Below are 24462 nucleotides of genomic sequence, written 5' to 3'. Positions count from 1 at the left end.
CCCGGATAACCGGCGGATCCAGAGTAGCGCCATTCCAACGAGGGAGGTGCTGCCATGCGCGTATTCGTCACCGGTGCCACGGGGTTCGTCGGTTCGGCCGTCGTTCGCGAGTTGCTATCGGCCGGCCATCGGGTGCTGGGCCTTGCCCGTTCCGACGACGGCGCCGCGCGGGTCGAAAGCTTCGGTGCCGAGCCCGTGCGGGGATCGCTCGAGGACGTGGACGGGCTGCGGCGTGCCGCGGCGTCCGCGGACGCCATCGTCCACACCGGTTTCAATCACGACTTCTCGCGTTTCGCCGAGAACTGCGCGCTCGACCGCCGCGCCATCGACGCCATGGGCGAGGCGCTGTTGGGTACCGACAAGCCGTTCCTCGTCACGTCGGGCCTCGCCCTGGCGAAGGCCGGCGAACTCGGGACCGAGACGGACGCGGCGCTGCCGACGTCGGACGACTATCCGCGCGCGTCGGAGCCTGCCGCGCTCGCGCTCGCCACGCGCGGCGTCCGCGCCGCCGTGGTGCGTCTGCCACCGTCGGTGCATGGCGAAGGCGATCATGGCTTCGTACCGATGCTGACCGAGCTCGCGCGGCGCACCGGCGTTTCCGCGTACGTCGGCGACGGCGACAACGCGTGGGCTGGCGTCCACCGCCTCGACGCCGCCCGCGTGTACCGGCTTGCCGTCGAAACGGGAGCGTCAGGCGGTCCATATCACGCGGTGGCCGATGCCGCGGTGCCGTTTCGCGACATCGCGACCGTCATCGGCCGTCGGCTGGGCGTTCCGGTGGTCTCGAAGACGGGCGATGAAGCCGCCGCGCATTTCGGCTGGCTCGGGAAGTTCACGGGATTGAACATGGGAGCGTCGAGCGAGCGCACCCGCGGCAGGCTCGGTTGGGAACCCCGCGAACCGGGACTGCTTGCCGACATCGACAGTGCCGCCTATTTCCCCGATTGAGTCGCCCCACCCGCGGAGCGCGCTTTCCTGCCGTGGTCAGGCAGCGTCGCTCATCTCCCTGACCACATCCAGGAACGCGCGCAGCGCCGGCGGCACGGCGCGGTGGCCCGGGTAATAAACCGCGATCGCTTCGGCGTCCGTCATCCACGGCGCGAGCACTTCGCGCAGCCGCCCCGCCGCGATGTCCGCCGCGGCCGCGGGCTCCGGCACGTAGGCGATGCCGAGGCCTTCGACGGCCGCATCCACCATCAGCGCCTCGTCGTCGAGGACGACCGGCCCGGCGGTATCGATCGTGAGCGATTCGCCGCCGCGCGCGAATTCCCAGCGATAGAGCTTGCCGCTGGGCATCCGGTGGCCGATGCAACGGTGACGGGCGAGTTCGTCCGGCGCGCGGGGGGTGCCGGCCTGCGCGAGGTACGCGGGCGAGGCAACGCAGGCGAAACGCATGGGCCGCGACATGGGCACCGCGATCATGTCCTTCGGAATGGACTCCACCAGGCGCACGCCCGCGTCGAATCCGCGCGACACGATGTCGACCAGCTCGCCTTCCGCGACGAGGTCGACCGTGACCTCGGGAAAGCGCTCGACCATCGTCGGCAGCACGCGACGCACGAGCATCGCCGCCGCGAGACGCGGGGCGTTGATGCGCACGGTACCGGTCACGCGCCCACGAAAATCGGCCACGCTGTCCAGTGCCGCGTCGAGCGACGCGAGCGCGCCCTGCAGGTGCTCCAGAAGACGCGCGCCGGCTTCCGTCGGCGAGACGCTGCGAGTCGTCCGGTTGAGCAGACGCACGCCCATGCGCTCTTCGAGGGCGCGCATCGCGTGGCTCAGCGTGGACGGCGCCGTACCGAGCTCGTCGGCCGCACGGCGGAAACTCCGGTGCGTCGCGACGGCCACGAAAGCGCCGAGATCGTTGAGGGACGGGCGTGCCATTGGTGGCGATTCTGCAGCAACCCATACGGATTGCAACGTCTAGTTGTTCAACCGTCCCGGGCCTATCGTGACTTCGTCACCCCACGAGAGGCACCCCCCATGGCAAAGCACTGGCTCATCACCGGCGTTTCCTCCGGTCTCGGCCGCCTTCTCGCGACGAAGGCCTTAGCCCGCGGCGATAGCGTGGTCGGCATGAGCCGAAGCGCGGATGCACTGCCCGACCTTCGTGCCCGGCACGCCGACCGTTTGCGCATCGTCGCGGCCGACCTCGCCGATCAGGCGGCGGTCCGTCGCGCCGTCGACGACGCCTTCGCCGCGAGCGGCCGGATCGACGTCGTCGTCAGCAACGCGGGTTACGGCCTGCTTGGCGCCGCCGAGGAGGCCACCGACCGACAGGTGCGCGACATCGTCGACGTCAACCTGATCGGATCCATAGCGCTGATCCGGGCGGCGCTGCCGCACCTTCGTCGCCAGGGCGGGGGCCGCATCCAGCAGGTATCGAGCGAGGGTGGCCAGATCGCCTACCCGGCCTTCGGCCTCTATCACGCGACGAAGTGGGGCATCGAGGGGTTCGTCGAGGCCGTCGCGCAGGAGGTGGCGCCGTTCGGCATCGCGCTCACGCTGGTGGAACCCGGCCCCGCGCGCACCGACTTCGGCGGCAACCTCGTCCGCACGACGCCGCTCCCGGCATACGAGGCGACACCCGCGGGCCAGCTGCGTCGCTCGCTCGAGGGCGAGTGGGTCATCAAGAGCGATCCCGACCGGATGACCGACGCGATGATCCGCCTCGCCGATCAGGACGCGCCGCTGCCGAAGCGTCTGGTGCTCGGCGCCGACGCCTACACGCACGTTCACGACGCGCTGAAGGCTCGCCTCGATGAACTCGAACGGCAGCAGGCCATCGCGCTCGCCGCGGACTTCACGGCCGACGAGCTCGCGACGCTTCCTTAGAAGCGCGCCCTGCGCGCCATCTCATCCGCGACCACACCACGTATCCATCCAAGGAAAGCATCATGAACCAGCGCACCGCCATCTTCCCCGAGAAACGCCACGCCCTCTACGACGCGCACAAGTATTCGCCCGCCGTCCGCGCGGGCGACCTCCTCTTCGTCGCCGGCCAGGTCGGCAGCCGCGACGACGGGTCCCCGGAACCGGTCTACGAGGACCAGGTCCGCCGCGCGTTCGCCAACCTGCGCGAGGTGCTCGCCGCGGCGGGCTGCACGTTCGACGACGTGATCGACGTCACCTCGTTCCACACCGATCCCGCGAACCAGTTCGAAGCGATGATGGCCATTCGCGAGAAGGAGATCGGCGAAGCCCCCTACCCCACGTGGACCGCCGTCGGCGTCAACTGGCTCGCGGGCTTCGACTTCGAGATCAAGGTGATCGCGAGGATCCCGTCCCGGGCGGATATCGGCGCGTCACGTTGAAGATAAACGCTCAGAAATCCCAGATCACGGGCACCCAGCGGTACGCGTCGCCTTGCTTCGCCACGCGGCCGACCGACGGGAATGGCAGGTGCGTCGCGACCATCAGGCCACGGTTCGCGTCGAGTTCGTCGAAAAGGTCGAAACGAACACGCGCCGCGGTTTCGGGATCATGCTCGAACCCGTTGAACCAGTCCGGATGATCGAAGCCGACGGGAAAGACGGCATCGCCGGCGAACACGAGGCTTTCGCCGCGGGAGGCGACTTCCACCACGCAATGGCCCGGCGTATGACCGCCGGTGACGCGTGCGACGACGCCCGGAGCGACCTCGAACCGGCCCTCGAAGGGGCGAATCCGGTCGCGATAGAGCGACGCGAATTGCTTCGCGGTGGAGCGGAGCACGGGCGGCACCGCCTCGGGCATCGACGTGCGCGAGAAATCCGGATTCTCCCAGAACGCCAGTTCCGCAGCCGCCACGTGGATGCGGACATCGTCGCGCAACCGCTCCTTCACGCCGTCCACGAGCAGACCGCCCACGTGGTCCATGTGCATGTGCGTGACGACCACGTCGGTCACGGTCGCAAGATCGATGCCCGCCGACTCGAGGCGATGAGGGAACTGGCCGGCACGCGGAAAATCGGGGAACTGAACACCGAGGCCCGCGTCGACGAGGATCGTCTGCTCTCCGCTGCGCACGACCAGCACGTTGAGCGGCCAGTCGAATTTGTCGGGCGGCATGCGCTGGTCGTCGAGCCAGTCCGACAACTCGGCGGCGCTGGCGTTATGGGCCATGGTGACCGTCGGCAACGGCAGCACGCCGTCGCTCACGACGAGTACGTCGATGTCGCCGATCTTCACCGCGTAACGCGACGAGACGAGTTCTTCCAGCACGGGGGCGGCGGACGGCATGGAACGGGCTACGGTGGACATGAAGGATCTCCGGAAAAGGCGCGCGATCGCGCGCCAGGCGATGCAGGTCGCCGCGCGACGCCAGGCGTCGTCGCGGCGCATACGGTGGAACACCGCATGCCTGCATCGTAGGCCGCTCGAAAGAGGCCCAGTAGGTCCGTGGGACGCGTCGCCGTGTTGTCCACCGCGCACCAAACAGGTCGCACTCATCGCAAGACGCGAGGACCGGCGTGCTGCTAGCGCCGTTTGATCCCGTTGAAGAACAGATCGACGAGATGCGTGACGCGCGGCTCGAGCGAGCCACCCTGCGCGGCCGCGAGCGACGTCGCCGTGATCACGCAGAGGACGTCCTCGAACGACACGTCCTCCGCGATGGCCTTCGCCTTCTTCGCGCGCTCCAGCAAACGAATGCCTTCCGCGCGACCCGCGCGGCATCCGGCGGTATCGCTCTGCAGCACCGCGCCGAGCATCGCGGCGAGTCCCTGGTAATAACCCGCATGGATCGCGAGCTCGACCGTGAACGCGCGAACCGATGCGCCCGGGTCCATGCTGTCGTCGCGCGAGCGGCTCCGGGCCGACAGCGCGAGCAGCCGATCGTTGCAGAGCGCCGCGAGCAGCGCGTCGCGCGTGGGGAAACGGCGATAGAGGGTACCGATGCCGACCTTCGCCCGCCTGGCGATGTCGTCGAGCGACGCATCGGCGCCGCGTTCGGAGAACACCTCGTCCGCCGCTTCGAGGATGCGCTCGCGGTTGCGCGCGGCGTCGGCGCGTAAGGGGGTTTCCTCGATCGGCGGGCTGTCGGTGCTCATGCGGTCTCCGGTTGCAAAGTGGATGATGCCTCCATATAGTAAGTGGAGCAATTCTCCACTTATTAAAGGATCCGGTATGGCAAAGCGTTTCGAAGGCAAGGTCGTGGTCGTGACGGGCGGCAGCGAGGGCATCGGGCTGGCGACGGCCAAGGCGTTCGCGGGTGAAGGCGCCCACGTGTACATCACCGGGCGCCGGCAGGATCGCCTGGACGCCGCGGTGGCGGAGATCGGCGCCGGCGCGGTGGGCGTCCAGGGCGACGCGTCGAATCTCGCCGACCTCGATCGGCTGTACGACCGCATCCGCTCGGATCACGGCAAGCTTGACGTCGTCTTCGCGAACGCGGGGATCGCGGACACCGGAGCGAAGCCGCTCGGCGAGATCGGCGAGGACGACTTCGACCGCATGTTCGGTCTCAACGTCCGCGGCCTGCTGTTCTCGGTGCAGAAGGCCCTGCCGCTGCTGGGCGCCGGCGCGACGATCGTCCTGAACGGATCGGTCGCCGGCAGCAAGGGATTTCCGGGGCAGTCGCTCTACAACGCGACCAAGGCGACCGTCCGGTCGTTCGCCCGCAGCTGGACCGCGGACCTCAAGGACCGTGGCATCCGCGTGAACGTCGTCGCACCGGGTGCGACGGAGACGCGCATGATGCGCGACTATCTCGACGTGCGCCCCGGTGTCGAGGAAGCGTTCACGCAGCTCGTCCCGCTCGGCCGCATCGGACGCCCTGAAGAAGTCGCCAACGCGGTGCTCTTCCTCGCGTCGAGCGAAAGCGCCTATATCGCGGGCGCCGAACTGACCGTCGACGGCGGCATGGTCGCCGTCTGACCGTTCACGAAGCCGCGCGTCGCACCGACGCGTGGCTTCGTCGCGCTTCCTACCCCCAGTGCGAGGCGACGAACGCCCGCACCTCGGCGGCCAGCTCGGCGTCCTCGGGCGTGTGCCCACCGAAACCGCCGTGCGGCATCGCCTCGAACACATGCAGCTCGGCGTGCACGCCCGCCTGGCGCAGCTTCCGGTGCATGCGTACCGCGTTCGACAGGAACAGGTCGCGCGTGCCGCTCTGCAGGAAGGTCGGCGGAAAGCCCGCCAGGTCGCCGAACAGCGGCGACAGATACGGAGCCGAGAGGTCCGCGCCGTCCGCGTAAAGACGGTTGTTGGACATCAGCGATCCGACGAGCACGACGTCCACGAAGCGATGAACCTCGAAGCTGTCGCCGGATTCGGTGAGGTCGACCTCCGGTGACAGGAGCACCAGCGCCGCCGGCATCGGCAGGCCTTCGTCCCGCGCCCGCAGCAGCATCGCCGCGGCGAGGTTTCCTCCTGCGGAACGGCCACCCACGATGATGTGCTCCGGTGCATGCCGTTCGAGCAGATGGCGATACGTCACGAGGCAATCGTCGAGCGCGGCGGGATACGGATGGTCCGGCGGGGTCCTGTAATCGACGCCATAGCAGCGCACGCCGTGCAGGTCCGCCTGCTTCCGTGCGCCGACCGCGCACGCTTCGCCGCCGCCGAACACGAGCGCGCCGCCATGCAGTTCGATGTACGCGCGGTCGGCGCGAACGCCACCGGCTGGCGTCGCCACGTGCACGACGGTGTCGCCGAGCGTGATCGTCTCCACCGTCGAGACCAGCGCTCCGGCCGCCTCGCGCGCGGCGGCGCCGTACTGCGCGTCGACGGCCGTCTTCATCCGCGACCACGCCGCACGATCCTCCGGCGGCGGCATCACGTAACGCGCGTTGACCGGAGCGCCGTCGGCGCCCACGAGGCGCTCGAGCGACGCGCGCGCGGCGTCGCTGATGGACGAGGGAAAGGGTACGTCTCGCGCCGCGAGCCGGAGGTTCGAAGGCGTGTCGGTCATGGGTGTCGATTCGTCGCGGCGGCGCGTGGTCATCCCCGTCATGGTACGGGATCGCGATCGATGCGGAACGGCATGCGAAAACCCGGCTGCGTCGAGGCCTCAGTGCCCCACGACGTGCCCGTGGCGTGCGCCGGCCCGGAAGCCATGCGTGCGCGCGACCGCCACGATGCCGAAACCGATGACCAGCAGCACCACCAGCGCCGGCGGGAACGACGACGCGCCCCATGTTTCCAGGAGCACGCCGCCCAGGAGACCGCCGCCGGCGATGGCGCCGTTCCACGCGACCACGTTCATCGACAGCGCGACATCGGCACCGTCGCCGGCGGTATCGGCCAACGCGGTCTGCAACAGCGTGGCCGCGCCGCCGAAGGTCAGTCCCCACAGCGCCACGCCGACATAGATGGCGGCCGGCACGCGTGCGAGCCAGACGAAGAGAAGCGATACGGCCGCGAAGATCGCGAGGCTGGCCAGCACCGTGGCGCGTAGGTGACGGTCGACGAGACGGCCCGCGATGCCGATCGCCACCAGCGCGGCCAGGCCGAAGACCAGGAGCACCACGTCCACGCGCGCCTCGAGACCGGCCTGCGCGACGAACGGCGCAACGTAGGTGTAGAGGATGTTGTGAGCCAGCATCCAGGCGATCACCACGCCGAGCACGGGACGCACACCGGGCGTCGTGAACACCCGGCGCAACGGCAGCCGCTCCTGGCCGGTCTGGCCCGGATAGTCCGGTACTTTCGCCACGACCCACGCGATCAACACCAGCGTGAGCGCCGACATGACGGCGAACGCGCTGCGCCAACCGATCAGGGTGCCGAGCCATGTTCCCAGCGGCACGCCGAGCGACAACGCGATGGGTGTGCCGACCATCGCCACCGCCAGCGCCCTGCCCTGTTGGTGCGTCGGAACCATGCGGCGCGCGTAACCGGCCAGAAGGCTCCATGCGAGTCCGGCCGACACGCCCGCGAAGAAGCGCGCGACCAGCGTCACCCCGTAGTTCGACGACAACGCCGTGATCGAATTGAAGACAAGAAAACCGACGATGGTCAGCAGCAGCACGTTGCGCCGACGCCAGCCTCGCGTGGCCAGGGTGAGTGGGATGGCCGCCAGCAGCGAGCCCAGCGCATAGGCGGTGACCGTCTGTCCCGCGAACGAGGTCGACACGCCAAGGCCGGCGGCCATCATCGGCAGGAGCCCTGCCGGCAGCGTCTCCGTGACGATGCAGATGAAGCCTGTCATCGCGAGTGCGAGCAACGCGGAATACGGCAAGCGTTCGCCGTCGGCAGTCGCGGCTGCCGGAATCGAGGTGGATATCGTCACGGGGGTGGTCTCGCCACTAATGTACTGGTCGATACATTAGTGGCGGCCGGACGGCACTGTCAACGATGATGCGCGAACGCGATGCGTCAACCCGACATCGACGTCCGCGCGATCAGTGCCTGTAACTCCCGACACACGACGTCCGGGGCTTCCTCCGGAATGAAATGCCCCGATCCGGCCACGACGGCGCTTTTCAGGTCCGTGCAGCGCGGCTCGAGCACCCTACCCATCATCGCCCCGACACCGAACTCCGCGCCGAGGGCGAGCACCGGCATCGTGAGCGGCGCGACGTCGTTCAGCGCGTCGATGCTCGCCGGCACGGCGCGGTAGTAGTTGAATCCGGCCGACATGCGTTCCGGCTGGCCATAGCAGCGCATGTAGACCGAGATGTCTTCCGCGGTGACGGCGCCGGCCACGCGCGTCTTCGTTTCGAACAGCCAGTCGAGGTACACGCGCTCCCGGCCTCGCGTCAGGCGCTCGGGGAGTTCGGGTACCGCGTTGAACGCGAACTGGAAGACGCGCGCGGCGTTGCCTATCGAGAGGAATCCGTCGAGAAACGCGCCCGGGATGGCGGCATCCTGCAACATGAGCCCGGCGATGCCCTGTGGCATCAGGCTGGCCCACGCATAGGCGATCCACGCGCCCACGTCGTGTCCGACCAGGACGAAGCGATCGACCCCGGCCGATGCGAGCGCGGCGACCATGCGCCGGGCGACCTCGGGCGTCGCGTAGTTCGCCGCGTCGCCGATCGGATCGGATTCGCCGAGCCCGGGCGGGTCCAGCGCGATCGAGCGGATGCCCGCATGGGCGAGTTTTTCCTGCACGACGCGCCAGGCATGCAGCGTCTGCGGCCAGCCTGCGATCAGCACCACGGGGACGCCTGACTCGGGACCGCACGATCGCGCGGCTATCCTCGCGCCGTCCGGCGCCTGAAGAAAATGGTCTCTGTATGCGAATGTCGTGGCCATCGCTTCGCTCCTATCGATCGAGACGCGGGAACAGACCCCGCGCGTTACCCGCGTTCACCGCGGCCTTCTCATCCGAGGTGAGCGCGTCGGACGCGTCGAGCATGGCCGTGAACGATGCGCCCACGCGGGCCGGTGCGTACGGGAAATCACTGCCGTAAAGGACTCGACCCGTTCCCACGAATGTCTTCAGCCCGAGCAGCGCGGACGGACCGGAAGACAACGCGGTGTCGAAGTAGAACCGCTGGAAGGACTCGATGATGTCGGCCGGCGGCTTCGCGTCCGGGCGCACGGCGTTGGCGAGCTCCGCGAATCGATAAGCCGCGTACGGCAGGAATCCGCCGGCATGCGAAAGGATGACCTTCACGTTGCGGTAGCGGTCCATCACGCCGTTGAGCACCATGTCGACGGCGCATCGGGTGGTATCGAACGGGTAATCGACGATCGGGCCGGGAATGCCGTCGATCGTCTGGATGGCGGGCTTGCTGGGGTGGATGAACACCACCGCGCCGCGGCGGTCGAGTTCCGCCCACACCGCGTCGAAGTAGCGATCGCCCAGGTACATGCCGTGGTAGTTGCTGAGCAGCACGACGCCGTCCGCCTTCAGCGCATCGAAGGCATGGCGGATCTCGTCCAGCGTGCCATCCACGTCGGGCAGCGGAAGCGTGGCGAAGTTGCCGAACCGGTCTGGTCGCTTCTGCACGAGCGAGGCCGTGTACTCGTTCACGCGGCGCGCCATGTCGCGCCGTGCCGTACCCTGCCATCCGGTGATGCCCGGCGCGGTCAGGGAGAGGACACCGGTGGCGATCTGCTGGTTGTCCATGAAGGCGATGGCGGCTTCGGGACTCCACGCCGGGCTGTTCCAGCCGGACGGATCGCCGCCGAACGCGGGGAGCGCGTCGGACCAGAACGGCGGGACCACATGTTGGTGAACATCGATGCGATTCGCGGCGGACATGTCGATTTCCTCGGGAGGTTTGGGAGGACGAGGAAAAGGATGGGTGCGCGGTATTCGAAACTGAAATATATTGATCTGACGGATTGATCATTCATGGTGATAATCGATGGATCTCCGGCACCTCCGCTACTTTCTGGCCGTTGCGGACGAGGGCCACTTCGGCCGCGCCGCCGAGCGCCTGCACATCGTGCAGCCTGCCCTCAGCATGCAGATCCGCGCGCTCGAGGAAGACCTTGGCGTCACCCTGCTCACGCGCACGACGCGCCGGGTCGAACTGACCGAGGCGGGTCGCCTCTTCCGTGTGGAAGCCGAGCGCACGCTTGCCCAGGCCGAGCACGCGCGCCGGACGGCGCAGCGCGCCGCGCGTGGCGAGGTCGGCCGGGTTCGGGTCGGATTCTCCGGCAACGCGGCACTGGCGGGCCGCCTTCCGGAACACATCCAGTCGTTCCACGCGATCCGCGCGATGGTGAGCATCGAGCTCGAAGAAATGACGTCCGCGGACCAGATACAGGCGATCGTCGAGAACCGGATCGACATCGGCTATTGCCCCGATGTCGGGCTACCCATTCCCGACACGCTTTCCACCGAGATCGTCGGCGCGTGGCCCTGGGTCATCGGGATGGCGCTCGATCACCGCCTGGCGCGCCTCAGCGACGTGCGGTGCGGCGACCTGTCCGGCGAAACCTTCATCACGTACGCCGCCAACGCGGGCGATCGCAGCCAGACCGAGCTGTTGAGGAAGGCGTTGGGCAGCGAACCGATGATCGGCCATCGCGTCGCCAGCACGCTGACGGTGTTGACGATGGCCGCGGCCGGTCTCGGCCTCGTGCTCGTGCCGCAGCCCATCCGCGACATCCATGTGCCGGGACTGATCTACATGCCGCTCGCCGACTTCGGGGAACAGGCCACGCTGCTGCTGATCTCCCGGAAGGACGAGTCGAATGGCCCGGTCATCGCGTTCCGCGACTGGTCCGTGGAGACGTCTCGGTCGCCGCCCTCGAGAACCTGATGTCGCGCACGGGCGGCGCGCCGAACAGGCGGCCGTATTCGCGCGTGAACTGCGGCACGCTTTCGTAGCCCACGGCGTACGCCGCGATGCTGGCCGAGGCGCCTTCCGACAGCATCATCCGCCGCGCTTCGATCAGGCGCAGTTGCTTCTGGAATTGCAGTGGCGACAGTTGCGTCACGGCACGGAAGTGCTGATGAAACGTGGACGAACTCATGCCGGCGGCCTCGGCCAGGCGCTCGACCCGCAAGGGCCGCGCATACTCCGACCGGATCAGGGCGACGGCGCGGGCGATACGCCGCGTGTGGCTTTCGACGATGCCCAGGTTGCGGATCGCGGGTCCATGGCGTCCGGCAAGCAGCCAGAAATGCAGTTCCCTGATCATGTCCGACTGCAGCACCGGAAGCGCCGACGGTCGGTTGAGGAGACGCATCAATCGCAACGCGACGTCGGCGACCTCGGCTTCGGTGGGGTCGACCCTCACGGGGGCGCTCGACTCGCCCTGGGCGATGTTCATGTCGAGAACCAGCGCTTCGATGACAGCGGGATCCAGATCGAAGACCAGCGAGTAGTACGGCGCGTTCGCATCGGCCGCGGTGATCTGGCTGACCGTGGGGACGTCGGCGGTGATGAGCATGGAGTCGCCGGCACCGAAGTCGAAAGCCTGCTTGCCAAGCAGTACGCGCTTGCGCCCTTGAACGACGACCGCGATCAGGGGACGCGAAACCGCATATTGCAGTTCGCTGGGCGTGCCTGCCCGGATCGCGGTCACACCCGGGATCGGGGTAATCGCGACACCGTCCGCGTTCGCGTGGGAATCCGCGTAGAAGCGGACCGCCTGTAGCAGGGTCTCGGTCATGGCCAGAGCGTAGTCCCCGAACCGTGCGAGGCGCAACGAATCCGTCGGATCAGGCAAACATGCGCCGGGCTCCGCGCCATCCTTCCCAAACCGCCGGCGCCGGCGGACGGCCGCCGCTCCGGAGGAACGGGCAAGAAGGTCCGAGGAACCGGCAACCGGCACGAGGGGCTCGGATCGATACTGAATCCGTCACTTCGACACCCCTCACCAGGAGCCTTCCATGTCCACCGTTTCTCTCGTCACAGGCGCCAACCGGGGCCTCGGTCGCAATACCGTCATCAGCATCGCCCGTCACGGCGGCGATGTGATCTTCACCTACCGCCACGGCGCCGAGCAGGCGCAGGCGGTCGTCGCCGAGATCGAAGCACTCGGCCGCAAGGCGGTCGCGGTACAGCTCGACGTCGCCGACGTTTCCAGCTTCGCCGCGTTCGGCGACAAGGTGCGCGCGATCCTCGCATCGTGGGGGCGAAGCGACTTCGACCACCTGGTCAACAATGCCGGCCACGGTGAAATGGCGGGCATCGCCGAGACCACGGAGGCGCAGTTCGACCAGCTGTTCAACGTCCACGTGAAAGGCGTCTTCTTCCTGACGCAAACGCTGCTGCCGCTGCTTGCCGATGGCGGCCGGATCGTGAACTTCTCGACGGGCCTGACGCGCGTCTCCTACCCTGGATTCTCGGCCTACTCGGCGGCCAAGGGCGCCGTCGAGATCCTCACCCTCTACATGGCGAAGGAGTTCGGCAGCCGCGGCATCACGGCCAATACGATCGCCCCCGGTGCGATCGAGACCGACTTCCTGGGCGGCGCCGTCCGCGATACGCCCGCGTACAACGACGCCTTCGCGTCGATGATCGCGCTGGGCCGTGTCGGTCTACCCGACGATATCGGCCCGGCGGTCGCGAGTCTGCTCGGCCCGGACAACCGCTGGGTCACGGCACAGCGCATCGAAGTGTCGGGTGGCCAGAACATCTGATCGCGCGTCATCGTCAGGGAGCCGCGTCGCACGCCGCGACGCGCTCCCGCAGATACAGCGCGTTCGGAATCGCTTCTCCCGCGGCGGTGTTGTCGAAGACGCACCACACGCTCGTCCCGGGCGGCACGGCGACGAGCGGTCCGGCGAGCGCGTCGATGAAGGTCGCGTCGTAGGCCGAGTAATACATGCGTGGCGAACCGTGCAGCCGGATGTACAGCGTCGCGGCATCGCCGAGGGGAAGCATCCCGGGCACCGGCGACGGATCGGCCAGCACGCAGCCGATCGCCGCATCCCGCATCGCCCGCTTTGCTTCCTCCCCGAACCATGTCGCGTGGCGCGGCTCGCACACGACGCGGGTGCTCGTCATTGCGCGAAGCGTCGCGAAAAAACGGTTCGCGGTCGCTCGCTCGAACGGGAGGCTGGGCGGTAGTTGCAACAGCAGACAGCCGAGTTTTTCACCGAGGGCAGCGATGTCGTCACAGAACCGACGCAGGTCCGCGTTTGCATTGCGCAGCCTGAGCTCGTGCGTGATGGCCTTCGGCATCTTGACCGAGAACCGGAACGCCTCGGGCACGCTCGCGGCCCACCGCGCATAGGTCTCGGGCCGATGCGGCCGATAGAACGAACTGTTGATCTCGACACAGGAGAAAACGCGCGCGTACCGCTCCAGATGACTGCCCTGCCCCGGGAAGCGCGACGCGGCGTCGCCAGGCAGTGACCAGCCGGCACATCCGATCCGGATCATCGATGGCTTCATGGCGAACGAACTCGCGGCGCATGCATGGTGCGACCATGACCGGATCCACGCAGTGATTCCGTGAGGCGATGTCGCCGTGGGTGATGCGGACCGGCGCGCGACCGCCTAAAGGATCCCTTCCTGCGCCGCCTGGTACACCGTCCTCACGGTGGGCCGGAAACCCAGCTGCCGCGCGAGCGATCCATCGATATGCAGGTGCCAGGGGTTCGTCATGGGCTCGGCCGAGGCATCCATCTGCCCGCCGACGAGTCTGACCAGTTCATAGACCGTCGTCGGTGCATCGTCGGACAGGTTGACGATCCGGCCATCGTAGTCGCCTGCCAGCGCCATGGTCATCGCGACGGCGACGTCGCGGTGGTGGATCGTGCTCATGCGGTTGGCCGGATGAAACCCGAGGGCCGCCACGTGCTTCGGCAACGCCTGCAGATGACCATCCCCATCGCCGTAGACGAACGGCAACCGAAGGATCGACCCGTTCAGCCCGCTCTCGCGCAGCGCGTTCTCCGCGGCGACCTTGCTCGCGGGGTACGCCAGCTCCGGTTGGACGGTGTCTGTCTCTTGTCCAGGATGCGGGCCATGCCTGTCGTAGACGTGACCCGTGCTCGCCATGATGAAGCGGACGCGCGGCGCGTGGTCCCGTGCCGCCGTGAGCAGGTTGCGGGTTCCTTCGAGATTGCTCTTCCAGATCAGATCGCTGTCTTGCGTACGGAACACCGCCGCCAGATGCACGATCGCCGACACACCGCGAACGGCCTCGGCCAGCGTCGACGGGTCGAGCATGTCGCCCGTCACGGCGACGGCACCGGGCGGGCACGGTTTCCCGACACGCAGCAGCACCCGGCAGGCGAATCCCGCTTGCAGCAGACGCGGAACAAGGCGTTCACCGACGAGACCCGTCGCCCCGGTAATCAGGATGCTCATGAGCTCATGCCTTCTGCAGGAGGGCTTGCAGCCGCTCGGTCGCCGTTCGAAGGACACGCATCGTCGTGGCCAGATCGGCCTCGTCGATACCGGCAAACGCGGCCTGCTGAATGAACGAGAGGTCGGGAAGCTCGCGCCAGAGGTTCTCGCCCGAGCGCGTCAGGGCCAGGCGGCGCTGGCGCTGATCGTCGTCGTCCGAGGTCTGCCGTACCAGCCCCTTGCGCACGAGCGTGGCGACGATTCCGCTCAACGTCGCCCGTTCGAGCTCGAGCGCGCGTGCAAGGTCGCGCTGTACCGACGGGCCTTGATTCGCCAGGTGCCAGAGCACGTACCACTGCGTCGAGCCCAGATCGAAAGGCCGCAGCGTCGCATCCATGAGCGCGCGGCCGGCGAAATAGCATCGCTTGGTCCACGCCCCCACCGAGAGGTGTTCGATCTTTTCCACGTCCGGCATACGGCCCGCTCCACGCATTCGTCAGCTACCTTGCGAATATCGCAAGGTAGCTAACAAAGTGTCAAGCGCGGGTTCGCTTAGCCAAGCGAGGGGGCTTCATCGAAAGACCGCTTCAGTGAGTGCTTCCGACTCGATCCACAGCCTCGCAGCGACGCTCGTATCCAGTGCTTGCGGGGGAACCTTGGCAACGGTTGGATAGCCTCGCGTTTCGCCGAGCTTGTCTGGGCCGTAATAGGCACCCCCTTGAGCCTGCGGCGAAGTCGCGGCGAAGAGTGTCGGCAACGCGCCCTGCGATGCCGGCTGAAACAGGAACCACATGTAACGACGGACCATACCCGGGGCGCTCCAGGCGCCGGCGCCATTGGGCAGTAGATCGGTACGTGAAATGCCGGGATGGGCGGCGATACTCTGGATGCCCCAACCCGCAGCATCGCTGCGTCGTTGCAATTCAAGAGCGAACATCAGGCAAGCGAGTTTCGATTGACCGTAAACCCGCATCGGCCTGTAGCTGCGCTGAGCTTGCAGATCATCGAAGTTGATCGTGCCGCTTCGAGCGGCGACGCTTGAAAGGCTGACCACGCGTGGTTCATTGCCCTTGCGCAGCAGGGGCAGCAGTTTGGCAGTCAGGGCGAAATGGCCCAGGTAGTTCGTGCCGAACTGCAATTCGAATCCGTCGGACGTCACCTGACGCTTCGGCGGCGTCATCACCGCGGCATTGTTGATCAGCAAATCCAGGCTGTCGCGCGAACTCCGCAGGTTTTCGCTGAACGCCTCGATGGATTCGAGGCTGGCGAGATCCAGTGTCCCGAAAGCCACATTCGCGGTAGGAACGCTTTGGCGAATCTGATTGACTGCTGCCGCGCCTTTCGACGGATTTCGACCCGCGATGATGACGTTCGCACCGGCACGGGCTAGCGCCAGCGCGTCGTGGAAGCCAAGGCCGCCAGTACCGGTGACGACCGCCGTACGGCCGCGTTGGGAGGGGATGTCGGAAACTGTCCAGGAGGTCATGATCCTTGCCTGCCGAGAAGACGGAATATACACTAGGTGCATGTAAATATGCACTGAGTGCTAACTTTAATGCACTTGGTGCAGTCATGCAACAGGGCATAGGAATGTCAGGAATTTTGCCTCCCGCAGGTACAGCACCCACAGAAGGCTTGCGGGAACGCAAGCGTCGCGAAACACGTCAGCGTATCGCCGAGGTCGGCCAGCGCCTGTTCCTCGCCAACGGCTACGAAGGCACGACGCTTGACGCCATCGCGGCTGCGGCTGGCATCTCGCGCCGCACGTTTTTCTCGTATTTCAAGTCGAAGGAAGACGTCATCCTGTTCTGGCAGGACGCCGACTTGGCCATGCTGATTGCCGATCTGCTGACGACATCACCCGACGTGCCGCCACTCGATGCTGTTCGCGATGTCATGGTGAAGCACATCGCTCGCTATACGACCGAGCAGATGACGGCCGTGGACAATCTGATGCGTTCGAGCGAATCGCTTCTTGCCCGCAAGCAGGCGTACTACGCGGAGCAGGAGCAGGCGCTATTCAACACACTGTGTGAGGTCTGGCGGCAGCCTGAGAGGCGGTTGGCCCTTCGGATGGTGGCTGTTGTGTCCGTCGGTGCGATGAGACTCGCGCTCCAGGCGTGGAGGGATCAGACCGGCCAGCGAAAACCGGTAGCCAACTTCCTGCGGGACGCCTTCGACAGTTTGAGGACGGAGCTTTAAGGGAAACGACGGCGATCGGGCGTTTCGCGGTGGACATTGATACCGGATGCGGCACGGCTGCCGCATCCGGATCGGGGAAAACGATAGCTGGCGATAGTCCTCGAAGGACGTCGGCTCACTCCCACTCGATCGTCGCAGGCGGCTTGCCCGAGATGTCATAGACGACGCGAGAAATGCCGCGCAACTCGTTGATAATGCGGGTCGAGCATTTGTCGAGGAAGTCGTACGGCAGGTGCGCCCAGTGGGCGGTCATGAAGTCGATGGTCTCCACCGCGCGCAGCGCGATGACCCATTCGTAGGCGCGGCCGTCGCCGACGACGCCGACCGAGCGGACCGGAAGGAAGACCGCGAAGGCCTGGCTGACGCGGTCGTAGAGGCCGTGGCTGCGCAGTTCCTCGATGAAGATGGCATCGGCGCGCTGCAGGAGGTCGACGTATTCGGCCTTCACTTCGCCGAGCACGCGCACGCCGAGGCCCGGGCCCGGGAACGGATGGCGGTAGACCATCTCGCGCGGGAGGCCGAGTTCGACGCCGATGCGGCGCACCTCGTCCTTGAACAGCTCGCGCAGCGGCTCGACCAGCTTGAGCTTCATGTGCTCCGGCAGGCCGCCGACGTTGTGGTGGCTCTTGATGACGTGGGCCTTGCCGGTCTTGCTGCCGGCGGACTCGATGACGTCTGGGTAGATGGTGCCCTGCGCGAGCCACTTCACGCCTTCCAGCTTCGCGGATTCCTCGTCGAAGATCTCGACGAACAGGCGGCCGATGATCTTGCGCTTGGCTTCCGGGTCCTCGACGCCGGCGAGCGCGTCGAAGTAGCGCTGCTTCGCGTCGACGCGGATGACGTGCACGCCCATGTGCTCGGCCATGGTCGTCATCACCTGGTCGCCTTCCTGGTAGCGCAGCAGGCCGGTGTCGACGAACACGCAGGTGAGCTGGTCGCCGATCGCCTTCTCGAGCAGCGCGGCCACGACGGACGAATCGACGCCGCCGCTCAGGCCCAGAAGGACGCGATCGGTGCCGACCTGCTCGCGCACCCGCTCCACGGCGTCGTCGATGATGTGCTTGGCGTCCCACAGGGTCGCGGAACCGCAGAGGTCGACGACGAACCGGCGCAGCAGTTCCATGCCGCGCTTGGTGTGAGTCACCTCCGGATGGAACTGCAGGCCATAGAAGCGACGGGCATCGTCGGCCATGGCCGCGAGCGGCAGGCTCGGCGTGGAGGCGGTGACGGAAAAGCCGTCCGGAATGGCCGTGACGCGATCGCCGTGCGACATCCACACTCCGAGCTCGTCGCCGTTGCCCACGACCGTCTCGAACAGCGCGCAGCTGCCGAAGGTGATGGTCGCCGGGCCGAACTCGCGATGGTGGCCGGCCTCGACCTTGCCGCCGAGCTGCTCGGCCATGGTCTGCATGCCGTAGCAGATGCCGAGCACCGGCACGCCGAGGTCGAACACCACCTCCGGCGCGCGTGGCGAGTTGTCCTCGGTGACCGACTCCGGGCCGCCGGAGAGGATAACGCCGCGCGGCGCGAAGCCGCGGATCTCGTCCGGCGCGTGATCCCAGGCCCAGACTTCGCAGTACACGCCGATCTCGCGGATGCGGCGCGCGATGAGCTGCGTGTACTGCGAGCCGAAGTCGAGGATGAGGATCTTGTCGCTGTGGATGTCGGTCATCGTGCGGCCTGCGGTTTTGTTTGATCGGAACGGGCCTCGCGCGCGGCGCGGCGGCCCTGAAAAAGCAGAACGCCCACTTGTGGCGGGCGTCCTGAAGTCACCTGGAGCGAGCGCCCGGAGGCGTCAGTCCAGGCGGTAGTTCGGCGCTTCCTTCGTGATCTGCACGTCGTGCGGATGCGCTTCACGCACACCGGCACCGGTGACCTTCACGAACTGGGCCTTCTGGTGGATCTCTTCGATGTTGGCCGTGCCCATGTAGCCCATCGAGGCACGCAGGCCGCCCATCAGCTGATGGATGATGTTGCGCAGCTGGCCGCGGTACGGCACGCGACCCTCGATGCCTTCCGGCACGAGCTTGTCGGCGTCGGCTTCGTCCTGGAAGTAGCGATCCTTCGAGCCGAGCTGCATGGCGCCGATGGAGCCCATGCCGCGGTAGCTCTTGTACGAGCGACCCTGGAACAGCTCGACCTCGCCCGGGGATTCCTCGGTGCCGGCGAACATGGAGCCCAGCATGACGGTCGACGCGCCGGCGGCGAGCGCCTTCGGGATGTCGCCGGAGTAACGGATGCCGCCGTCGGCGATGAGCGGAATCTCGCCCTTCAGCGCGGTGGCGACCAGGTCGATCGACGTGATCTGCGGCACGCCGATGCCGGTGACGATGCGTGTGGTGCAGATGGAGCCCGGGCCCACGCCGACCTTGACGGCGTCGACGCCGGCGCCGAGCAGCGCGCGCGCCGCTTCGCCGGTGACGATGTTGCCGGCGATGACCTGCACCTGCGGGTAACGCTTCTTCACCCAGCCGGCGCGCTCGATCACGCCCTGCGAGTGACCGTGGGCGGTATCGACGACGATGACGTCCACGCCGGCCTCGACCAGCGCTTCGACGCGCTGCTCGGTGTCGCCGCCCACGCCGACCGCGGCGCCGACCACGAGGCGCTCGTGCGAGTCCTTGGCGGCGTTCGGGTTGTCGCTGGCCTTCTGGATGTCCTTGACCGTGATCAGGCCACGCAGCTGGAAATCGTCGTTGACGACGAGGACCTTCTCGATGCGGTTCTTGTGCAGCAGCTGCAGGACTTCATCGTGCGAGGCGCCTTCGCGCACCGTGATGAGGCGCTCTTCGCGCGTCATGATGTTGCGGACGGGGTCGTCGAGCTTGCGCTCGAAGCGCATGTCGCGGCCGGTGACGATGCCGACGAGCTTCTGGCCGTCGACCACCGGAACGCCGGAGATGTTGTGCGCGCGGGTCAGCTGGAGCACTTCGCCGATCGAGGTGTCCGGACTCACGGTGATCGGGCTGCGGATGACGCCCGCTTCGAACTTCTTCACCAGACGGACTTCAGCAGCCTGCTGAGCGGCGGTGAGGTTCTTGTGGATGATGCCGATGCCGCCGTTCTGGGCCATCGTGATGGCGAGACGCGCTTCGGTGACGGTGTCCATGGCGGCGGACACGATGGGGATATTCAGGCGGAGGCCGCGCGTGAACTGGGTTGAGGTGTCCACATCGCGCGGCAGAACCGTGGAGTGGCCGGGAACCAGAAACACGTCGTCGTAAGTGAGTGCCTCGGCAAGGATGCGCATAGCATTAGTCCCGCGAGTAAATCGCGGCATTATACCTTGCATTGCAACACTTGTGTAGGAACCGCGAAGGGCGTTCCACCGCGATTCCTCTCGCGGACACTCAGGCGTCGAGCGCTTCCGCGGCTTCCAGCGTGTTCTCCATGAGGGTCGCGACCGTCATGGGGCCGACGCCGCCCGGGACCGGCGTGATCCAGGAGGCCCGTTCGGCCGCGGCGTCGAACTCGACGTCGCCGACGAGGCGACCGTCTTCAAGGCGATTGATGCCGACGTCCACGACGACGGCGCCGGGCTTGACCCAGTCGCCCTTGACCAGGCCCGGCTTGCCGGCGGCGACGACGAGAATGTCAGCCTGGCGCACGAATCCGGCGAGATCCTGCGTGAACTTGTGGCAGCAAGTCACTGTCGCACCGGCAATAAGTAGCTCAAGAGCGAGCGGGCGGCCGACGTGGTTGGAGACACCCACGATCACCGCGTGGCGGCCACGCACCGGGTAGTCGGTATGGCCCAGAAGCGTCATGACGCCCTTGGGCGTGCAGGGGCGCAGGCCGAACCGGCGCAGCGCGAGCCGCCCGACGTTGACTGCCTGGAAGCCGTCGACGTCCTTGAGGGGATCGATGCGGTCGACCAGCGCCTCCTCGTCGATGTGCGCGGGCAGCGGCGACTGCACGAGGATGCCGTGCACGGCCGGGTCGGCGTTGAGCGTGTCGATGAGCGCGAAGAGCTCGTCCTGCGTCGTCGATGCCGGGAGGTCGTAGCCGAACGACTCGAAGCCCACCTGCTGGCAGGCGCGGCGCTTGTTGCGCACGTAGACCGCGGAGGCCGGATCTTCGCCCACGAGGACGACGGCGAGCCCCGGCGCGCGGCGCCCTTCGCTCACGCGCTTGGCGACGCGGCGCGCGATGTGGTCGAGCAGTTCCTGGGCGATGCGTTTGCCGTCGAGGATGCGTGCGGTCATGGGATTCGCCCTGCGGAAAGCGCCGCATTATCGACGATCGCGCGTGCCGATGACAGGCTGCGTGTCGCGCGATCCGGCGAGCACCCATCGCCGATACGATCGGCTCCCACTCCTTCGGTAGGTGCACCGTGCGGTATGCCGGTGGGAGCCGATCGCATCGGCGATCCCGCGGCGCGAGCCTCGTGCGGGTGACGTCGACGCCTGCCTAGAATGGACGCATGACCATCGAGACGCTTCCCTACCCGACCGACCTCACCGACGGTGTGGTCTCGCTGCGCGCTCATCGTGCCGACGACGTGGTTCCCCTCGCCGAGGCGGTTCGCGAGTCGGTCGACACCGTCGGTCGCTGGCAGGACTGGTGCCACGCCGGCTACGACGCGAACGACGCCCGGGGGTGGCTCGACCTGTGCCGCCGCGACTGGCTCCTGGCCGACGGCTTCGAAATGCTGATCGTGGACGCGCGCACCGATCGCCTTCTCGGCGGCATGGGCGTCAACCAGCGAAACAAGGAGCAGCGGTTCGCGAACCTCGGTTACTGGGTTCGCCAGTCGGAACAGGGGCGCGGCATCGCCACGCGGGCCGGACGCCTGGCGATCGGGTTCGCCTTCGACCGGGTGCGGGTCGAGCGCCTCGAGATCGTGGTCGCCGTGGGCAACGAGCCTAGCCGCAGGACGGCTGAACGACTTGGAGGAAGATTCGAAGGAGTGTTACGTAAGCGACTGGTGGTAAAGGGATCGTCCGCCGACGCGACGATGCACTCGGTCGTCAGAAGCGACCTGATCAGCGCCGGCGCGTAGGGCTTCCGCAAGCGCCCTCAACCGGCCGCGGCACACATGCGCTCGAGGTCGACGTAGCCCTCGAACCGGGCGTCCGGACCGCAACCGGGGCAATGCAGATCCCGGCGGAGGGTCAGTTCGCGAAAGCGCATGCCGAGGGCGTCGTAAGTGAGCAAGCGCCCCACCAGCGGCTGACCGAGGCCGAGCACCAGCTTCATCGCCTCGGTCGCCTGCACCATGCCGACGAGGCCGGGAAGCACGCCCAGCACGCCTGCCTCGCTGCAGTTCGGCGCGTCGGCGGCCGACGGCGGCTCGGGGAAGAGGCAGCGATAGCACGGCGAATCGTCGCGTCGCGGATCGAAGACGCTCGCCTGCCCCGTGAACCGCTCGATGGCGGCGTAGACCATGGGGATGCCGAGGCGCCGCGTCGCGGCGGCCAGCAGATAGCGGGTGGCGAAGTTGTCGGCACCATCGATCACCACGTCGTGATCCCGGATGAGCTCTTCGACATTTTCCGCGCGCAGGCGATCGACGATGGTCGTCACCTTCACGCGCGGGTTCAGGGCCGACAAGGTCAGACGCGCGGACTCGGCCTTGCCCATCCCCACGCGCGGATCGGCGTGGATCACCTGACGGTGGAGGTTGGATCGCTCGACGCGATCGTCGTCGACGACCGTGATGTGTCCGACGCCCGCGGCGGCGAGGTAGAGCAAGGCGGGTGCGCCCAGTCCGCCCGCGCCGATGACGACGACGCGCGCCGCCGCGAGCTTCGCCTGCCCTGCTTCGCCGACCTGCGGCAGCAGCACCTGGCGCGCGTAACGCTCGGCGGCGTCGCCGTCGAGCACGCCGGTCGTGACCGGCAGCCCGGCCGCCTTCCATGCGCCCATGCCGCCGGCGACCGACGACACCCGGCGGTAACCCATGCGTTGCAGCGTGTCGGCGGCGAGCAGCGAGCGCTGACCGCTGCCGCACAGCAGGAGCACGTCGCGCCCGCGGTCCGGCTCGGACTGTTCGATGCGGAGTTCGAGGTAACCGCGCGACAGGCCGAGCGCGCCGGCCGGGGAACCCGTGGCGCGCTCGTTGTCCTCCCGCACGTCGACCAGCAGCGCGCCACCCAGTTGCCGGGCGAGCGCCTCGGTGGCGGTCACTTCCGGAACGCGGGACCGGAGCTCGGCCAGCCAGCGGTCACGGTTGAGGTGTTCGGTCATGCGAGGCTCCTCGACGAGGGCGACGCTTACTTCTCGCGTCGCTTCGCGTTACGGATCATGCGCTGGCGGCGGCGCTGCTGCCCTTCCGTCAGGACGTTCTTCTTGCCGGCGAACGGATTCTCGCCGTCGCGGAAATCGATGCGCACCGGCGTGCCCTCCAGGCGGAACCGCTTCCGGAAGAAGCCTTCCAGGTAGCGACGATACGCTGGCGCGATGTGCTTGGTGCGGCTGCCGTGGATCACGATGGTCGGCGGGTTGGAGCCACCCGGATGCGCGTAGCGCAGCTTGGGCGCGTGGCCGCGGACCAACGGCGGCTGGTAGGCCTCGTACGCCTTCTCCAGCGTCCGGGTCAGCTCGCTCGACGTCAGTTCCTTGGTGGCAGCGGCGTGGGCGCGGATGACGGCCTTCATCAGCTCGCGCAGGCCCGAGCCATGCAGCGCCGAGATGAAGACGGTCTTCGCCCACTCGGCGAACTGCAGGCGGCGCTCCAGTGCCTTCTGGGTCTGCTCGCGCTGGTAGCTGTCCATGCCGTCCCACTTGTTGACGGCGATGACGAGGGCGCGACCTTCCTCGATGGCGTGGCCGATGAGCGTGAGGTCCTGATCGGCCAGGTTCTCACGCGCGTCGATCATCACGACCGTCACCTGCGACGCAGCAATGGATTGCAAGGTCTTGATTACGCTGAACTTCTCGACGGTTTCCTCGACGCGCGAGCGACGGCGGACACCGGCGGTGTCGACCAGCGTGTAACGCCGGCCGTCGCGCTCGAGTGGCACCCGGATCGGATCGCGCGTGGTACCCGCCAGATCGGAAACGATGAGGCGATCCTCGCCGAGCAGGCGATTGATCAGCGTCGACTTGCCCGCGTTCGGGCGACCCACGATGGCCACCCGGATGCCCTGGTCTTCAAGGGCCGGGTCGTCGTCGGTGTCGTCCGGAAGGTGCGGGATCGCACGGGCGACGAGGACGTCGACGCCACGGTTGTGCGCGGCCGACATCGGCAGCGTCTCGGCCACGCCGAACGAGCTGAACTCGCCCAGCGCGACGAGCTCGTCCACGCCGTCCGTCTTGTTGACGACGACGATGACGGGCTTGCCGCTACGGCGGAGCTCGGTGAGGATCGCGGCATCGAGCGGCAGGATGCCGTCACGGGCATCGACCACGAAGACGAGCAGGTTCGCTTCCGCGATCGCGGCACGAACCTGCTGCGCGGTGAGGCCTTCGATCCCCTCGTCGCTGCCGGAGAGACCGCCGGTGTCCACGACCACGAAGGGGCGCGGACCGAGACGACAGACACCGTAGTGCCTGTCGCGGGTGACGCCGGGCATATCGGCGACGAGGGCGTCCCTGCTACGCGTCAGCGCATTGAAGAGGGTCGACTTACCGACATTGGGGCGGCCGACCAGGGCGACGACGGGTAGCATGGGAGATACATCTTTCC

The 24462-nt window shown here is 67.4% G+C and carries 24 protein-coding genes and 1 pseudogene; 8 read left to right on the top strand and 17 right to left on the bottom strand.

Features of this window, described 5'->3' with window-relative positions; all coding sequences use genetic code 11:
* Positions 1 to 54: 54 nt before the first annotated feature.
* Positions 55 to 948 carry an SDR family oxidoreductase gene (locus tag BMW54_RS04615; protein ID WP_090053344.1) on the top strand — a complete coding sequence of 298 codons (894 nt, stop codon included), beginning with the start codon at positions 55 to 57 and terminating at the stop codon, positions 946 to 948.
* On the opposite strand, the pseudogene BMW54_RS04610 reads toward BMW54_RS04615, so the two are convergent.
* A pseudogene (locus tag BMW54_RS04610) lies at positions 933 to 1884 on the bottom strand (LysR family transcriptional regulator). The gene BMW54_RS04615 and the pseudogene BMW54_RS04610 sit on opposite strands and share 16 nt — an antisense overlap.
* Before the next feature lie 99 nt (positions 1885 to 1983).
* On the opposite strand from BMW54_RS04610, the gene BMW54_RS04605 reads away from it, so the two are divergent.
* Both BMW54_RS04605 and BMW54_RS04600 read left to right on the top strand, forming a co-directional pair.
* A complete protein-coding gene (locus BMW54_RS04605) occupies positions 1984 to 2835 on the top strand; it encodes an SDR family oxidoreductase (protein WP_090053341.1) in 852 nt (283 codons plus the stop codon).
* Between the two features lie 62 nt (positions 2836 to 2897).
* Positions 2898 to 3314: a RidA family protein gene (locus BMW54_RS04600; protein ID WP_090053339.1), complete on the top strand. Its 417-nt coding sequence runs from the start codon at positions 2898 to 2900 to the stop codon at positions 3312 to 3314.
* A gap of 10 nt (positions 3315 to 3324) precedes the next feature.
* Here BMW54_RS04600 and BMW54_RS04595 read toward each other — a convergent pair whose 3' ends face one another.
* Entirely contained in the window at positions 3325 to 4242 is a 918-nt protein-coding gene (locus BMW54_RS04595) for an MBL fold metallo-hydrolase (protein WP_217642603.1), read from the bottom strand.
* A gap of 215 nt (positions 4243 to 4457) precedes the next feature.
* Positions 4458 to 5030 (bottom strand): TetR/AcrR family transcriptional regulator, encoded by a 573-nt coding sequence (locus BMW54_RS04590; RefSeq protein WP_090053338.1) that lies wholly within the window; start codon positions 5028 to 5030, stop codon positions 4458 to 4460.
* Between the two features lie 76 nt (positions 5031 to 5106).
* Here BMW54_RS04590 and BMW54_RS04585 point away from each other — a divergent pair, with 76 nt between their 5' ends.
* Positions 5107 to 5856, top strand: a complete 750-nt coding sequence (locus BMW54_RS04585) for an SDR family NAD(P)-dependent oxidoreductase (protein ID WP_090053337.1) — start codon at positions 5107 to 5109, stop codon at positions 5854 to 5856.
* Positions 5857 to 5905: 49 nt separating this feature from the next.
* Here the strand turns inward: BMW54_RS04585 and BMW54_RS04580 are convergent, their stop codons facing one another.
* From BMW54_RS04580 to BMW54_RS04565, 4 genes are all read right to left on the bottom strand, one after another.
* On the bottom strand, positions 5906 to 6892 hold the full coding sequence (locus BMW54_RS04580) for an alpha/beta hydrolase (protein ID WP_090055687.1): 987 nt from the start codon (positions 6890 to 6892) through the stop codon (positions 5906 to 5908).
* Between the two features lie 99 nt (positions 6893 to 6991).
* Positions 6992 to 8212, bottom strand: coding sequence for an MFS transporter (locus BMW54_RS04575; protein ID WP_090053335.1), 1221 nt, complete (start codon positions 8210 to 8212; stop codon positions 6992 to 6994).
* 86 nt (positions 8213 to 8298) lie between these two features.
* A complete protein-coding gene (locus tag BMW54_RS04570; protein ID WP_175472761.1) occupies positions 8299 to 9084 on the bottom strand; it encodes an alpha/beta fold hydrolase in 786 nt (261 codons plus the stop codon).
* Positions 9085 to 9190: 106 nt separating this feature from the next.
* The gene (locus tag BMW54_RS04565) at positions 9191 to 10135 is read right to left on the bottom strand and encodes an amidohydrolase family protein (RefSeq protein WP_090053332.1); all 945 of its coding nucleotides are present in this window, start codon (positions 10133 to 10135) and stop codon (positions 9191 to 9193) included.
* Positions 10136 to 10241: 106 nt separating this feature from the next.
* Here BMW54_RS04565 and BMW54_RS04560 point away from each other — a divergent pair, with 106 nt between their 5' ends.
* Positions 10242 to 11144, top strand: a complete 903-nt coding sequence (locus BMW54_RS04560; protein ID WP_090053331.1) for a LysR family transcriptional regulator — start codon at positions 10242 to 10244, stop codon at positions 11142 to 11144.
* Here BMW54_RS04560 and BMW54_RS04555 read toward each other — a convergent pair.
* Positions 11086 to 12162, bottom strand: a complete 1077-nt coding sequence (locus BMW54_RS04555) for an AraC family transcriptional regulator (RefSeq protein WP_217642602.1) — start codon at positions 12160 to 12162, stop codon at positions 11086 to 11088. The genes BMW54_RS04560 and BMW54_RS04555 overlap by 59 nt on opposite strands.
* A gap of 58 nt (positions 12163 to 12220) precedes the next feature.
* On the opposite strand from BMW54_RS04555, the gene BMW54_RS04550 reads away from it, so the two are divergent.
* On the top strand, positions 12221 to 12973 hold the full coding sequence (locus BMW54_RS04550; protein WP_090053328.1) for an SDR family NAD(P)-dependent oxidoreductase: 753 nt from the start codon (positions 12221 to 12223) through the stop codon (positions 12971 to 12973).
* Between the two features lie 13 nt (positions 12974 to 12986).
* Here the strand turns inward: BMW54_RS04550 and BMW54_RS04545 are convergent, their stop codons facing one another.
* The 4 genes from BMW54_RS04545 to BMW54_RS04530 all read right to left on the bottom strand — a co-directional run bounded on the left by BMW54_RS04545 (position 12987) and on the right by BMW54_RS04530 (position 16116).
* Positions 12987 to 13730 (bottom strand): DUF72 domain-containing protein, encoded by a 744-nt coding sequence (locus BMW54_RS04545; protein ID WP_090053326.1) that lies wholly within the window; start codon positions 13728 to 13730, stop codon positions 12987 to 12989.
* Between the two features lie 105 nt (positions 13731 to 13835).
* Positions 13836 to 14651: an NAD-dependent epimerase/dehydratase family protein gene (locus BMW54_RS04540; protein WP_090053325.1), complete on the bottom strand. Its 816-nt coding sequence runs from the start codon at positions 14649 to 14651 to the stop codon at positions 13836 to 13838.
* 4 nt (positions 14652 to 14655) lie between these two features.
* Positions 14656 to 15105 (bottom strand): MarR family winged helix-turn-helix transcriptional regulator, encoded by a 450-nt coding sequence (locus tag BMW54_RS04535; protein ID WP_090053323.1) that lies wholly within the window; start codon positions 15103 to 15105, stop codon positions 14656 to 14658.
* Between the two features lie 96 nt (positions 15106 to 15201).
* The gene (locus tag BMW54_RS04530) at positions 15202 to 16116 is read right to left on the bottom strand and encodes an SDR family oxidoreductase (RefSeq protein WP_090053322.1); all 915 of its coding nucleotides are present in this window, start codon (positions 16114 to 16116) and stop codon (positions 15202 to 15204) included.
* Positions 16117 to 16121: 5 nt separating this feature from the next.
* Between BMW54_RS04530 and BMW54_RS04525 the strand changes: the two genes are divergently transcribed.
* Positions 16122 to 16832, top strand: coding sequence for a TetR/AcrR family transcriptional regulator (locus tag BMW54_RS04525; RefSeq protein WP_217642601.1), 711 nt, complete (start codon positions 16122 to 16124; stop codon positions 16830 to 16832).
* A 115-nt stretch (positions 16833 to 16947) separates the two neighbouring features.
* Here BMW54_RS04525 and guaA read toward each other — a convergent pair whose 3' ends face one another.
* The 3 genes from guaA to folD all read right to left on the bottom strand — a co-directional run bounded on the left by guaA (position 16948) and on the right by folD (position 21037).
* A complete protein-coding gene (gene guaA, locus BMW54_RS04520; RefSeq protein WP_090053319.1) occupies positions 16948 to 18504 on the bottom strand; it encodes a glutamine-hydrolyzing GMP synthase in 1557 nt (518 codons plus the stop codon).
* Between the two features lie 123 nt (positions 18505 to 18627).
* Positions 18628 to 20082: an IMP dehydrogenase gene (gene guaB / locus BMW54_RS04515; RefSeq protein ID WP_090053318.1), complete on the bottom strand. Its 1455-nt coding sequence runs from the start codon at positions 20080 to 20082 to the stop codon at positions 18628 to 18630.
* 100 nt (positions 20083 to 20182) lie between these two features.
* Positions 20183 to 21037, bottom strand: coding sequence for a bifunctional methylenetetrahydrofolate dehydrogenase/methenyltetrahydrofolate cyclohydrolase FolD (gene folD, locus BMW54_RS04510; protein WP_090053316.1), 855 nt, complete (start codon positions 21035 to 21037; stop codon positions 20183 to 20185).
* A 218-nt stretch (positions 21038 to 21255) separates the two neighbouring features.
* Between folD and BMW54_RS04505 the strand changes: the two genes are divergently transcribed.
* Positions 21256 to 21834: a GNAT family N-acetyltransferase gene (locus tag BMW54_RS04505; protein WP_090053314.1), complete on the top strand. Its 579-nt coding sequence runs from the start codon at positions 21256 to 21258 to the stop codon at positions 21832 to 21834.
* Positions 21835 to 21851: 17 nt separating this feature from the next.
* Here the strand turns inward: BMW54_RS04505 and moeB are convergent, their stop codons facing one another.
* Positions 21852 to 23021 carry a molybdopterin-synthase adenylyltransferase MoeB gene (moeB, locus tag BMW54_RS04500; RefSeq protein WP_090053313.1) on the bottom strand — a complete coding sequence of 390 codons (1170 nt, stop codon included), beginning with the start codon at positions 23019 to 23021 and terminating at the stop codon, positions 21852 to 21854.
* A 26-nt stretch (positions 23022 to 23047) separates the two neighbouring features.
* Positions 23048 to 24445, bottom strand: a complete 1398-nt coding sequence (der, locus tag BMW54_RS04495; protein WP_090053312.1) for a ribosome biogenesis GTPase Der — start codon at positions 24443 to 24445, stop codon at positions 23048 to 23050.
* Positions 24446 to 24462: the final 17 nt, after the last annotated feature.

The sequence above is a fragment of the Luteibacter sp. 329MFSha genome, from assembly GCF_900111665.1.
In the GTDB taxonomy this organism is placed as follows: domain Bacteria; phylum Pseudomonadota; class Gammaproteobacteria; order Xanthomonadales; family Rhodanobacteraceae; genus Luteibacter.
The sequence above is the reverse complement of the archived record's forward strand: the minus strand, read 5'-3'. Positions and strand labels throughout refer to the sequence as shown.

Bases quoted from the DNA above. Each gene is read 5' to 3' on its own strand.
- BMW54_RS04615 (WP_090053344.1), top strand. From the start codon at position 55: ATGCGCGTATTCGTCACCGGTGCCACGGGGTTCGTCGGTTCGGCCGTC.
- BMW54_RS04605 (WP_090053341.1), top strand. From the start codon at position 1,984: ATGGCAAAGCACTGGCTCATCACCGGCGTTTCCTCCGGTCTCGGCCGC.
- BMW54_RS04600 (WP_090053339.1), top strand. From the start codon at position 2,898: ATGAACCAGCGCACCGCCATCTTCCCCGAGAAACGCCACGCCCTCTAC.
- BMW54_RS04595 (WP_217642603.1), bottom strand. From the start codon at position 4,242: ATGTCCACCGTAGCCCGTTCCATGCCGTCCGCCGCCCCCGTGCTGGAA.
- BMW54_RS04590 (WP_090053338.1), bottom strand. From the start codon at position 5,030: ATGAGCACCGACAGCCCGCCGATCGAGGAAACCCCCTTACGCGCCGAC.
- BMW54_RS04585 (WP_090053337.1), top strand. From the start codon at position 5,107: ATGGCAAAGCGTTTCGAAGGCAAGGTCGTGGTCGTGACGGGCGGCAGC.
- BMW54_RS04580 (WP_090055687.1), bottom strand. From the start codon at position 6,892: ATGACCGACACGCCTTCGAACCTCCGGCTCGCGGCGCGAGACGTACCC.
- BMW54_RS04565 (WP_090053332.1), bottom strand. From the start codon at position 10,135: ATGTCCGCCGCGAATCGCATCGATGTTCACCAACATGTGGTCCCGCCG.
- BMW54_RS04560 (WP_090053331.1), top strand. From the start codon at position 10,242: ATGGATCTCCGGCACCTCCGCTACTTTCTGGCCGTTGCGGACGAGGGC.
- BMW54_RS04550 (WP_090053328.1), top strand. From the start codon at position 12,221: ATGTCCACCGTTTCTCTCGTCACAGGCGCCAACCGGGGCCTCGGTCGC.
- BMW54_RS04545 (WP_090053326.1), bottom strand. From the start codon at position 13,730: ATGAAGCCATCGATGATCCGGATCGGATGTGCCGGCTGGTCACTGCCT.
- BMW54_RS04540 (WP_090053325.1), bottom strand. From the start codon at position 14,651: ATGAGCATCCTGATTACCGGGGCGACGGGTCTCGTCGGTGAACGCCTT.
- BMW54_RS04535 (WP_090053323.1), bottom strand. From the start codon at position 15,105: ATGCCGGACGTGGAAAAGATCGAACACCTCTCGGTGGGGGCGTGGACC.
- BMW54_RS04530 (WP_090053322.1), bottom strand. From the start codon at position 16,116: ATGACCTCCTGGACAGTTTCCGACATCCCCTCCCAACGCGGCCGTACG.
- guaA (WP_090053319.1), bottom strand. From the start codon at position 18,504: ATGACCGACATCCACAGCGACAAGATCCTCATCCTCGACTTCGGCTCG.
- guaB (WP_090053318.1), bottom strand. From the start codon at position 20,082: ATGCGCATCCTTGCCGAGGCACTCACTTACGACGACGTGTTTCTGGTT.
- folD (WP_090053316.1), bottom strand. From the start codon at position 21,037: ATGACCGCACGCATCCTCGACGGCAAACGCATCGCCCAGGAACTGCTC.
- BMW54_RS04505 (WP_090053314.1), top strand. From the start codon at position 21,256: ATGACCATCGAGACGCTTCCCTACCCGACCGACCTCACCGACGGTGTG.
- moeB (WP_090053313.1), bottom strand. From the start codon at position 23,021: ATGACCGAACACCTCAACCGTGACCGCTGGCTGGCCGAGCTCCGGTCC.
- der (WP_090053312.1), bottom strand. From the start codon at position 24,445: ATGCTACCCGTCGTCGCCCTGGTCGGCCGCCCCAATGTCGGTAAGTCG.